Source organism: Vibrio sp. 10N.261.55.C5 (genome assembly GCF_041470505.1).
Lineage (GTDB): Bacteria > Pseudomonadota > Gammaproteobacteria > Enterobacterales > Vibrionaceae > Vibrio > Vibrio crassostreae_C.
Window position 1 is genome coordinate 1 of sequence record NZ_JBFRMS010000043.1, and the last position, 12376, is coordinate 12376.

Genomic DNA, 12376 nt, shown 5'->3' on the forward strand with positions numbered 1-12376 from the left:
GCAATCACCGAAATACGCATGCAGCGGATTTGGCGGTGTAGAGCACGAAGGTATCAAATAGATCAATGCCAAGCAGGCGCTTGGCATTGTAATAAAGTTTTATAGGGGGAGGGCTGCTGGTGGACCTTATTTCAGGTACTTCACGTGAGCTTCCATCTCTTCACCAATCTGTTTTCGCATGTTCATTAGGCGAATAGCCGAATCTCGTAATTCGATGTCTTCTGGCGTCTCTGGTATCCACTCTGGCACTTTAGTCGGATTACCATTCTCATCGACAGCGACCATAATAACGATACAGTGAGTTGTTAGGCGGTTATTGAGCTCTTTAGGGTCGCTTGCTTGCACGTCGATAGCGATATGCATTGAAGATGAACCTGTGTAAATGACCTTTGCACTTACTTCCACAAGGTTGCCTACATGAATTGGGGCAACGAATCGAATTCCGCCTGCATAGGCTGTTATACAGTATTTACCGCTCCAACCTGCGGAACAAGCGTAGGCTGCTAAATCGATCCATTTCATTGCTGCGCCACCATGAACTTTACCACCAAAGTTCACATCCCCGGGTTCAGCTAAAAAACGCAGAGTAACGTCTCGTTTACCATCTTGTCGGCTATTGTTACTGCTCATCTATCTTCCTTCATTATTATGCTGCATAACATGCTTGTTACTTACTAATAACAATATACATAAGATGATAGAAATTAAAGCGGATAATCTCACGGTTAAGACTATTTTTTTCAAACGGATGACGAACCGATGAATATTGATGGTTATTGAGTTTCAAGGTGAGAGATAAACACGGAAAGACAATCGAGAGTAAGCTAAAAGAAAGGGTAGATTGCAAAAAAAACACCTAGCGTAATGCTAGGTGTTTCTAAGCCTTTAGGTACTCATGTCGGTACCTTTTATTGTTTGCCAACTAACCGTTGCTTGTTTGGTTTAGTTAAAGTGACTTTATCGCAATTACCACTAAAGTGGTAGTTAAAACTATTTATTCTTCAGCTCACTTTTACTCTTTTATGAAGTATAGATCCTTCGCGTAGATATTTCCTTTCGGATTGTTGTTAGGGAAGCCTTTGAGTGTATTTCGCACTAATCGAGTGTGATTATAGTGATATAAAGGCATAACTGCTGCTGATTCGTTAAGTAGTGACTCAGCATGCTGGTATAAAGCGAAGCGATTAGCCTGATCTTCCGTTTTACTCGCTTGCTGTAAGGGCTCATCATAGTATGGATTACAGTAGCCACTCTCATTTGCTGTGTGAAACGTGAGTTTGAATTTTTACCCTAATGTGAGCGTTGGGTAATGCGTTTAGCTTTGTTGAGGGAGAGGAGCCTCAAGCCTTGGTTTTCTTCTGATTTGAGCAAGGATGACACCTGAAATCACCATCACACCACCAATGATGTGGAACTGGTTAATCTCTTCACCAAGCCATGTCGCGGCTAATACGATCGCAACAACCGGAAGCAAATTCATGAACATCGCACTTGAGTCAGCACCAATGGTGTCAATTGCTTTCACCCACATCCAAGGCGCTAAAATCGAAGCGGCAACCGCGGCGTAAGCTATCAATGGGATCGCTTGTTGCGGTGGTAACAGTTGTTCGCTGGTAAGCCAAAGTGGCGTAAGCATCGCGACAGCAAACAGACCCTGAATGTATATCACCACCCAGCTACTGATTGGCATTTTCCAGCGTTTCAGTAGTACACAGTAAGAAGCATAAACAAAGGCTGCAATTAGCATATAGCCATCGCCTTGAGTCAATTCTTGATGCATGAAGAATAACGGATCGCCTTTGCCTAACATCAGGGCTAAGCCTGATAGTGACAACACACCGCCAACAATACTCAAACTAGAAATCGACTTGTGCAGCAAAGGGACGCTTAAAAATACACTGACCAATGGAACCAAAGAAGTGATTAATGCCATGTTAGAGGCGGTTGTGGTTAAGCCGGCGTAGTAACCTAGAGATTGATTCAACACCATGCCTAAAAAGCCGAGGAACGCTAATTTCGATAAGTTTGGCTTAATGACAGCCCACTGTTTCATCACTGGGCGAATACAGAAAGGCGTGAGAATTAACATCGCAAAAAACCAGCGGTAAAAACTCATTGCGCTAGGTTCTATGGTGCTTGCAGCAAGCTTGTTGACGATTGCATTGGCGCCCCAGATACAGACTGTAAAAAATGGTAATAGGTAATGCATGTGAATTCCGTGGCGAATGAGTTGGTGCGGCTAGTTTGACAGGTCGTTATACTTACAAGTATCTTTAGAAAGACATTAAGCGCGATAGGAAGACAAGTTTGAAAAAACACTCCAGAAACCTTCATCCATCCTTATTAATTGATAAGGCACCATCCAACGTATTTATGAATTTTGAAGCGTTTCTTTCGAACACTGAAACCCGAGTTCATAGCCACTCATGGGGACAGGTTCAATTGATCAGTGGTGGTATATTAGAGATGGAAGCGGAAAGCACTCGATTTCTAGCGCCACCACATCTAGCGATTTGGGTACCGGCCGGGGTGATGCATTGCAGTTATAACCGTAAGCCTTTGGACTACTGTTCACTAAATATCGCCCCAGAACTCACGCAACACCTGCCAGATAAAACTAGCCTTATAAAGATCACGCCGATTGTGTCTTCTATTATCGATGATTTTCGCGATCGTGGGATCAATGTTGCGGAAACCGAGCAAGACCAAAGGCTCGTTCAGGTACTGCTTGACCAACTTGCGCAGCGTGAGGTTGAACACCACTTCTTGCCTTCAACCGATAATAAGTATCTAGCGCCTATATTGGCTTCTGTTGAAGAGAACCCAACCGATGAAGTGACGCTGAAAGATTGGGCTGAACGTGTCCACACCACGGAAAGAACCCTTTCTCGCCACTGCCAGACCGAGCTTGGAATGAGCTTTACCGAGTGGCGACTGCGAGTGCGCTACCTATACTCAATGGACTTGTTGAGAAACGGCCAATCGGTTAAAGAGGTCGCTCTTACATTGGGTTATAACCAAGCAAGCCCATTTATCACCATGTTCAAACGTTACGCGAACCAAACGCCAGAGCAGTATAAGAACCGTTTGTTGTAGTTCGTTGTTGTTCCTAACAGAACGGATGTATTTGTTGTCAGATTTCACCTTTATTAATACAGGACTTAATACCCAGTCAACTCCATATAGCCAGACCCAGAATGAGAACCTTTGATTTCAATTGGCCCTTCCCAATAAGGAACCGACAGCGGCATTTTGGCATTTGGATTGAGTGCCGAGACGGTCAGTTCTATTTGCTGGCTTGGAATCGAAACTTGCCACTCTGTTGGGTAGTCACGCCCGTCGATTTTAGTTTGCTTGATGGCGGTTAAGCTGATGTCTTGCTGCTTAATCGCGATGCCGGAGCCATCTTGATTCATCAACCTCGCATGAGAATAGCTGGCTTTGCCTGTAGTTGAGTTTCGAAGTTGAAATACCACCAAGCTGGTTTCATCACTCAGCCTTAGCGCAAACCAATCCCAACCTTGTTGCGAGTCGAGTAAAAACTGCGAGCTCCATTCTCTGTCTATCCAACCTTTGCCGGAAACTTGATGGGTGACGCCATCAATAGTTACCTCGCCCGATACATTGATGAATGGTTGGCTGTAGTAATAGGAAGCCACTTTGCCATCGCTACTTTTAGTGCTGTAGCCTTGTTCGCCTTGCTTTTGATATGGCGCGTTGTTGGTTAACTTAAGCGAATATCCAAATTGACCCGAGTTAGCGACCAATGTAGCTGGGAACAGGTCATCGGTCGTCGACGTCCATTGCCAATCATCGAGGTAAACACGAAACGGCGAATCGCTTACACCCGCCAGTTCAGCTTGGTCACGTGACCATTTTTCATCGGCATAGTGTTTATTTTTAGTGGTGACAGCGCTGTGCGCCATGTAAATCTGCTGACTTTGCCACGTAGTTTCCTTGGTGCTATTGCCACTTTCATGTGGTGCAGCCGCAAAGCGAAACTGTGTCCATTGCACGCCTAACGTATTGCCTTTTTCATCAATCAAGTTTGCGGTTAAATACCACCATTCATGACGAAAATCAGGGTGCGCTTGATGGTCGGCAGGGAAAGTGATGTCGATACCTTTTACTACCGGAGAAAATTGCGCTTGATCGATTGCCGTTTCATTCTCGGTTTGTGTTTCAGTACCGAGTATCGAACCCATATTTTGAGCTGATGGTTGAGTGGACTCCTCACACCCTAAAAGGAGTAAGATGCCAAGTGTGAGAACGAAAATTCTCATTGGTCGACTCATCACAACACCTCACTTTGTAAACTGGATACCACGGGTTTACTGACCAAACGCCACAGTGGAATCAAGGTCGCAAACACAGCGACTAAAATGGTGATGGCTGCGATGCTGAGTGCGTCACTCCAATTCCATACGTAATTTAAGCTCCAACCAAAGGCGCGCAGGGTAACGATGTCCGTCAACACATAACCGACCATAGCGCCGAGTGGTAAGGCGATAACCAGAGTGAAGGCGACCAGAACAACGATTTGCCCGACCACCATCGCCATCAATTTTTTCTGACTAACACCGAGCGCGTACAACCTTGCAATAGCGGCTTTGCGTGCATCGAGCAACATGAAACAGGCGCAGAACAACCCTATCACCGCCACCATTAAAGTGACGCCATTAAGCGCCCGAGTGATAGCAAAGGTTTGTGAGAATATATCCAACGCGATCGATTTGATCTGTGCTTGATCGTAAAGCTGACCTAGGTGCAGATTGAGTTGTTGGCGTAGCTGTTCGTACACCACTTGTGGGTCGCCAGAAACTTTGATTCCCAAGCTGGTGGGTAAATCAGTAAATCCGTTTTCGAGCCATAAATTAGGTGAAAGTAACACTTCGCCATTCGGTGAGCCGTAATCGTGGAAAATCGCCCCGACGATGAGTGTTTTGTCTTGGATCGCGTCGAGCTTGAGTCGGCTTCCAAGGGACAAGCCGAGCTTCACTGCCGTAGGTTCGCTGATTGCCACGAATTCACCTTGGTAAAAGCGCGTCCAGAAATCATCAAGGTGGGATTGGAACACCATGGTTTGCTCAAGTGTGTCTTTGTCTTTAGTGCCGAGCAAAGTCGGTAAACCCTGCAAGTTATCGTCGACATAATATTGCTTATAAACGGTTTCAACATTTTCAAACTGCTCTAACGCACGTTCGACATTCGCGATTTCACCTTGGGCAGGGCTAACGTAAATATCGGCATGTAAGCGCTGTTCAAGCCATTGCTTTAACGTGGATTCAAAGCTGCCGACTAAGGTATTCATTCCGATATTGGCGGTGACAGCGAGAAGCAACGCCATCATGGCAAGGGAGAGAGGGGAGATAAGTTCACGCAGCTCAGCGAACAGATATTGTATTAACCCCGATTGGGTGCGTTTTTCGCTCCAGTTCGCTAGCACGCTTAGCGTTTTGGGCAGGTACAAAGGAATCGATACCACTAACACACCGAGCCATTCCATGGTGAAGCGATGATGTTCGCTCATCCATAAACCTGCTAACGCGAGAATAGTTAATACTGACCCGATAACAAACAGCTGATTTTCGTTAGACGCTTCCGGCGCTTGATAGAAACCACCATGGGAAGAGAGGGGTTGTCGTACCCGCTGTTTAAAGTGCTGCCAACACGCGACAAGCGTTGCGGCTAGCGTGAGTAGCAGTGCTTGCACTAACCATTGCCACTGCCATGTGCCGGGAAGCAGTGTTGCACCATAAAGTTGCTCAAGCGTTATTGCGACGGTGGGATGTAGCCAATGGCTGAGTTGAATGCCGAGAATGAAACCAAGCGACGCGCCCTGTGTGACTAAAACAGTCAGCTCGACTAACAGAGCTGAAAATACGATGCTTGGCGCAATCCCAGCTTGTTGAATTTGTACCAACAGCCGATTACGTTTCAGCAAACTGTACTTCACACCGTTGTAAGCGATGAACAGGCCAACCAAAAACGCCAACAAACTCATGGCGGTGAGGTTAAGGTGAAAGCTATCGGTAATTGAACCGAGATCCGTGCTTTGGTTGTTGGATATCCATTGCCCTTGCTCGCCAATAAGGCTTTGCCATTTATCCTGAGCATTGCTGTTAGTGTCAAAAATAGCGATGTAGCTCAGTTGCCCTTGTTTGTTAAGCAGTTGCTGAGCGAACCCAATATCCATCAACATTCGGCTACCTAGCTGCCATTCATCTGGTAGCACTACCACTTGAGTGAGCACTTCATCCAAAGTGAGTGTGTCTACTCCTCCCAAGTTCTGGTGTTGCGACTGGCTCATCATCACAATGGGTTCACCCGCTAAGAGTTGCGGCAAAGGTAAGGCATTGTCGAACAGGGAAATGTTTGGTTCTTTGGTTTGAGTGTTGCTTTGTTCGTCGATGCGAGCGTGACGAGATCTTGAAGTGAGGGCGGCGATCAACTCACTGCCTTGAACTGACCAACGTCGACCTTGCTCGTCTCTTACTCGCCCTTCAATAACAGGTAGCGCTGCGCTTAATCCACTTTGTCTTAAGCTGAAGTAGAGCGATTCCGGCAAATAGTTTTGCCCTGCTGGTGGAATGATAAGGTTCTGCGCTTGAGCGCTAAGTTGCTCGGTCGATTCTGCATAACTGCGCTTGGCATTGAGGTTGATGGCTTGCACTGCGACAAACAAGGTGACCGCTAACACAATGCCGATCAGAATCGCTGCGGCTTGCAATGGTGATTGACGATAGTGCGCCGCGAATAGATTCAGAGTCAGTTTGGTATGGGTGAGCTGGTTCTGAGCAAAGCCAGTTTGCTTCATTGAATGACTCACAACGTTGCTGCTCTTGGGGTTAGATCTACGTACCTTAAACAACCATCGTCTAACACCAATTTTGTCTGCATAAAGCTGGCGCATTCTGGGCTGTGCGTAACCAAAAGCACGGCAGTGTTGCCTTGTGTAGTGATTTCACTCAGCAGCTTCATTACCTCAATGCCTGCTTTGTGGTCGAGGTTGCCTGTGGGTTCATCGGCAAGCAGTAGTTTGGGTTTATGGGCAAGCGCACGCGCTATTGCCACCCGTTGTTGCTGACCGCCAGAGAGTGCGGATACGTGTCTTTCGAGTAGCTCACTGATGCCCAATGCATCAACTAAATAATCGCACCAGTCGCTCCATTTCTGTTGATTTAAATGAAGAGGGAAGGCGATGTTTTGTTTTACGTTGAGTGGGGTCAATAAGTTGAACTGTTGAAAGATAACGCCCAATTTTTGATGACGAAATCGGCTCCATTGTGGATCTTTCCAATTTGATGTGTTCTCGCCATCGAGCCACAACTCACCACCAGATAGAGGTTCAAACCCCGCAATGATGTTCAGCAGAGTACTTTTCCCGCTACCACTCGCCCCTGTCAAAGCCACGCTTGCCCCTGTTGCCAAAGCGAAGTCGACATTTTCCAACACGCTATGAGTGTCTTTACCATCAACAAAGCTTTTGCTGGCATGTGTGAGTGTGACAATTGGGCTTTCCATTTCCTTTCCTTATAACCAAAACCTACCATCAAAAGGTGTCGTTACTTGTGGCAATTACTGAAGCGACAAGCTCTATAAAACTGTAGACAACAATTTGAAAAAGAAAGCGATTTATATCGAATAATTAATAACTTGTACTGCGAAAAGAGAGAAATAGATCAGTGTGAGGAGGAATACAGGTGTTTGTGGGAGCTTAGAGTCACCTAGGAGGCTTTTGGGGCTGTTTATAGATAATAAATATCTATGTTAAAAATTGTCCCAATTCCAATTCGTTTTAAAAGAAAACGCCCCCGATTGGTTGAAGCCAATCAGGGTTAGTAAGGCCCAAGAAAATCTAGTTACTTGGACTTTATTGCGAGGATTAATTTTGCTAAGGCACCTAACAAAGCAGCGATAGCGAAAACCAATTCAGGGTTATTCATATTATTACCTATAAAGAAGCTCTCGCCTTATGTGAGAGATTCTTCGTATTATCAACATGCATGTGATGGAAGGCAAGATAAAGAAATGGGGCTACCTGTGGATAACTATCTGATTTATTAGGTTTTACTAAAAGGGGGGGAGGCGGTGTAGCCTTCAAGTTGCAAAGTACTTGCTTACAATAGTAATGAGTGTGTCAAAGAGTCTGCTTTTACTTCTATTTTTCAACGTCACTTAATATGGATCGTACTCAACTTTCCGTAATCAACGACCTAACCACGCTCTAAGCGTCGTTAAGTCGTTATTGGTTGAGGTCAGGGGTTAATTGAGCGCTTCAATCAGAGTGATTTCGCGTTTGATTTGCTTACTCTCTTGCTCAGTCGCCTGCGCCAGTTTCTTTTCGCGTGTGGTTATGGCTGCTTGTTTGGCTTCGTCAGATTTGAACATCAGTTCTTTTACGTTGATAGAAGCGATGTTTGTGTAGCGGCCATCGTCACTGGTCGGGATTGATATGGTTTCATCATTAATCAATGACTTCACTATCTCTCGTTGTTCATTATAACGGCTTTCTAAACCAGAAAGTGCCCATCGTTGTTGAGGTTTACCTTCATACTGACCGTTCCTTTCTTCTTTAAGATATTTGATGGTCATATTACGGATTGTGCCTGCTTCTTCTCCATACTCTGCTTCCGTATCAAAAAGTACAGGGAACGATTCGCCTTCTAGCACGCCGCCTTTCTTGGTTAGATGACCCATTCGATAGCTATTCATACCAATACGGATTTCTGTTTGATCTGTAACCGGAGTGCCATCTGCAAACGCGAGGTTGGTAATGCGTGTACCTGCAGGCTGAGTAAGGTCGATGGTATAAGCCACGCCCGCGAAGAAGTCATTGGTCGAGTATTTTGATGCTCTGCGTTCAGGGTTAAAACTGTAGGTTACATCGCCAGGTTGTACTGAGTTGAAGTAGCCCGCAGACCATTCCATGTAGGTTCTCAGCTCTTTGCCTGTCATCTGGTAGACAGTGATTTCGCCACCTGCGTATTGGTAGTTGTACGCGATGTCTTTGGCTTTGATTGGGCCAATATCGAGCTTGGCATTGTCGTTGTCTATTTGAAGTGCGATGACATTGGCTTTAGGTGCATAGAAGAAGCTCGCTTCTTGGAATAGCGCACTGATGCCTGTGTCTTGAACATGGACTTGAGGGATACCGCGGATTTCGTTTTCTGGGACTAAATCAACGCCGGTAAGTTGAGCGACAGGTCTGTTCGCCATTTCTCGGAGTTGTTTGTGGTAAGGCTGGTATAACTCGTCCATATTCTCATCAGAGTCGATACCTTTAATTTTATAGGTGAAGCTGTCTTTGTTGACGAGAGTGAATGTGCCATCGCGCTCTTCAAATTGAAGATCGATACGAGATAGGGCGCGGCCATATCTGTCGGGTTCAGTAATAATAACGCCATTTACAACGGCTTTATCGATGCGAGTGTGCATGTGGCCAGCGACGATGGCATCAAGCTCTGGGTTTGCATTGGCAATGTCGGTGACACCGGTGTCGGCAATGTCATTCTCGTTCTCAATTCCCATATGGGCAACCAATATGATGGCATCCACTTTATCATCAATCTCTTTGACGATTTTCTTCACTTCCAAGGTTGGATTAGTGAAAGTGACGCCTTCTAAACGGTTGGTACCTTGCGCAAAGACCTCCGTCATTGGGGTATCCATTCCGATCACGCCGATCTTAATGCTACCGCGTTCTAGGATGGTGTAACCAGGCAGGAATGGGTTTCCGTTTTTGTTCTTGATGTTGCCACCGAGAGACTGCCCTTTAAATTGGGTAACGGCCCTGTTGAGGGTTTTGAGGCCAAAGTCGAATTCGTGGTTACCTAAAACCCACACATCGTATTTCATGTGATTAAAGCCAAGCATCATTGGATCAACGGGCTCGTCTTTGAAGGTTTCTACGAAGTTGCCTTGGATGGTATCGCCAGCGTCGACAAGGATAATGTTAGATTGCTCTTTGCGGATCTCACCAACTTTGGTCGCGATTTGGCTCAAGCTACCACGAGTGTTGAGTTTATCTGCCGCGTAATCCCACGCCATAAAATGACCGTGGATATCTGAAGTACCCAGTATCGTGACATCGTGTATATCGCCATCAGCTGCAAAGGTGGGAAAGGCTAGAGAGAGTAGGATGGCGCTTGATAGTATGTGTCTTTTCATAAGTATGTTCACATCGTGGTTTTAAGTATGACGCTACCATATAGAATCGAGGTTATCTTATGGGTGATCAGTATCATATTTCTAATGATATAACTAATTGATGTTTCAAATAAATGTGATTCATGACCATCTCGTAACCACTTAAGTTATGGAGAAATGCACCACAACTCTTCGCTATCTTTTCAATCTTCGATTTCTTTAATCAAACTTCCTAAGCGATGGTGTATTAACAAGCACGCTTGTAAGCTGTTAAACGTCTTGCCTGTTGAAATAAACAAGGTATATATCGTCCAACTCTCACTTACTGTGGCAGTAAGATGATCTTGCCCTCTAGGCGTGTGGTTTTCGATTCAATGAGATCAATCGCGGTTTGCACTTCATCGAATGGTAGATAGCGGTCAACGTCGAGCTGAATGTCGTTTGTGATGAAGTGATCTAGCATGGTCGTGAACTTATCACGGCGAACATCTTTACCTTCTGCTTCCTCCCAATAACGCAAGAAGAAGGTGCTGAAATCGATGTGTTGGTTTTTCGCGTACTCAAAGAAGCGTGGCTCGTAAAAATCCAACGACAGCGTCCCATAGTTGATAAAGCGCCCGTTGTTGCCAAGGGTGTGAACAAGATCGGTTCCGGGTGAGCCGCCAATCGCATCAAAGGCAACGGTTGGCATAGGCAAGCCTAATGCCTTAATTTGAGAAACTAGATCAGCGTTCGCATCTATCACCCAACAGGAAGTGGCAGGGTATTGTGTCTGCTGTGATGTAACGACAATGATGTTGAAGCCGAGTGATGCTGATAACTGGGAGAAGATCTTACCGATGGCTGAACTGCCCGCGTTGATGATCAACACATCCTCTTGGGTCAGCTTGGCTATTTCTGTCGTTAGCACCCATGCGGTTAGCGCATTAATGTACAACTGACAGGCGTAGCCATTGTCTAAATGTTGAGGAATTTGGAACAGATCATCTGGCGATACATCGACATAGTTCTGCCATGTTCCACTGGTTGCCACAAGCACTCGTTGATTCACTATAAACTCAGCACTGCTGGATTCTACAATCCTTCCTACCGCTTCAAATCCCGGTACTCTCGGAGGCTGATGGCTATGTTTGTATTGGCCCACACCATAAATCGACAACAGATCACTAGGGTTGATGTTAGTCGCTTCAATTTGTACGCGAACTTTATCTTTGTCTAGTACCCCTAAAGCGACATGTTCTAACTTGAGAGATTCTTTTGGCTGACCGAAACGGAACTGGCTAATTCGGGTATTTTGCTTAGTGTCAGTCATAGTTTGGGCACCTTTATGGATTATGAGTACTGCATTGATTTTAAGTGTAGCGTGTTCATAAACAACCTTGGGTCGCTAATATTGCTTAACATAGCTGGCGTCGGTAAACAGTCGTTATCAACGTAGTCGACATAGTCTGCCGCCGAATCAAAGATCAAAATATCCAAAGCCAAACGATCCAAGCCATATCGGCCTCGGTGGATCATGTCCGCTGAAAACACCAATAAGTCACCGGCGGCTAATGGTATCTGCTTACCACCAGAGATGTCATCGCTGCTCACTTTGCCGTTTTCTTCTTGGCGAACATTGTACTCTTCTTCGTTATCCCAACGTTTGTGCGTGCCGGGGATAAGTTCCATGCCGGGCTCATCAAAAAGGGGCACTCGCAGATGCAATACTTGGGTTTCCATGATGACTTTCATCTGGTCATCAATGTCGTAGTCGTATTGACAGTCACGATGCCAGAAGTCTTTTTGCTGCGGGTTTACTGGGTTGAAAAACAGCTGTGTATTCATGAATGCCGGCTTGTTCGGAATCACCGCATCAACCACATCCATCACTTGTTTCGAGCTTATGAAGTCGAAAAGCACGCTTCTATCGTCGGCAGGCAAATACTCGCTTCCCGTAATTAAAGACGAGTTAAATGCTTCTTCTTTATAGAATTCTTCGTTGTCTGCTTTCCATGATTCATGAAATTTCAGCACGACTTTTCTAAGCGATGCAATTTGAGCTTCATTGAAATAATTTCTGATAACAAAGTAACCATGTTCGTCGTAACGGTCACTTAATTGTTGGCTGTTTTCTACCACTGACTACCTTCGTTCATTCTTTGCTGTATAATAACTAAGGTCAACAGCCCTAGAGATTTCTTGGGCGCATAATGCCAGACAGTCGTCATTCAACCAAGTAACGAGT

The 12376-nt window shown here is 45.5% G+C and carries 9 protein-coding genes and 1 pseudogene; 1 reads left to right on the top strand and 9 read right to left on the bottom strand.

All coding sequences use genetic code 11. The annotated features are described in order from the left end of the window. Positions 1–126 precede the first annotated feature (126 nt). The 3 genes and pseudogenes from AB4263_RS15585 to AB4263_RS15595 form a co-directional block, all read right to left on the bottom strand. Complete coding sequence (locus AB4263_RS15585) at positions 127–630, bottom strand: acyl-CoA thioesterase (RefSeq protein WP_004737700.1); 504 nt, start codon at positions 628–630, stop codon at positions 127–129. A gap of 382 nt (positions 631–1012) precedes the next feature. After that, positions 1013–1267: pseudogene (locus tag AB4263_RS15590) on the bottom strand (peptide ABC transporter substrate-binding protein); the annotation flags it as partial. 48 nt (positions 1268–1315) lie between these two features. Continuing rightward, positions 1316–2209 (bottom strand): DMT family transporter, encoded by an 894-nt coding sequence (locus AB4263_RS15595; RefSeq protein WP_372098485.1) that lies wholly within the window; start codon positions 2207–2209, stop codon positions 1316–1318. Between the two features lie 98 nt (positions 2210–2307). On the opposite strand from AB4263_RS15595, the gene AB4263_RS15600 reads away from it, so the two are divergent. Further along, positions 2308–3096: a helix-turn-helix domain-containing protein gene (locus AB4263_RS15600; protein WP_029235520.1), complete on the top strand. Its 789-nt coding sequence runs from the start codon at positions 2308–2310 to the stop codon at positions 3094–3096. 65 nt (positions 3097–3161) lie between these two features. On the opposite strand, the gene AB4263_RS15605 is transcribed toward AB4263_RS15600, so the two are convergent. The 6 genes from AB4263_RS15605 to AB4263_RS15630 form a co-directional block, all read right to left on the bottom strand. Beyond that, the gene (locus AB4263_RS15605; RefSeq protein ID WP_372098486.1) at positions 3162–4295 is read right to left on the bottom strand and encodes a lipocalin-like domain-containing protein; all 1134 of its coding nucleotides are present in this window, start codon (positions 4293–4295) and stop codon (positions 3162–3164) included. Continuing rightward, a complete protein-coding gene (locus tag AB4263_RS15610; protein ID WP_372098517.1) occupies positions 4295–6817 on the bottom strand; it encodes an FtsX-like permease family protein in 2523 nt (840 codons plus the stop codon). The genes AB4263_RS15605 and AB4263_RS15610 overlap by 1 nt, the downstream gene beginning before the upstream one ends. 8 nt (positions 6818–6825) lie before the next feature. Beyond that, on the bottom strand, positions 6826–7524 hold the full coding sequence (locus tag AB4263_RS15615) for an ABC transporter ATP-binding protein (protein ID WP_372098488.1): 699 nt from the start codon (positions 7522–7524) through the stop codon (positions 6826–6828). Between the two features lie 741 nt (positions 7525–8265). Beyond that, positions 8266–10170: a bifunctional UDP-sugar hydrolase/5'-nucleotidase gene (locus tag AB4263_RS15620; protein ID WP_372098489.1), complete on the bottom strand. Its 1905-nt coding sequence runs from the start codon at positions 10168–10170 to the stop codon at positions 8266–8268. Positions 10171–10471: 301 nt separating this feature from the next. Further along, positions 10472–11461: a zinc-dependent alcohol dehydrogenase family protein gene (locus AB4263_RS15625; protein WP_017059992.1), complete on the bottom strand. Its 990-nt coding sequence runs from the start codon at positions 11459–11461 to the stop codon at positions 10472–10474. 20 nt (positions 11462–11481) lie between these two features. After that, complete coding sequence (locus AB4263_RS15630; protein WP_372098491.1) at positions 11482–12270, bottom strand: phytanoyl-CoA dioxygenase family protein; 789 nt, start codon at positions 12268–12270, stop codon at positions 11482–11484. Between the last annotated feature and the right edge of the window lie 106 nt (positions 12271–12376).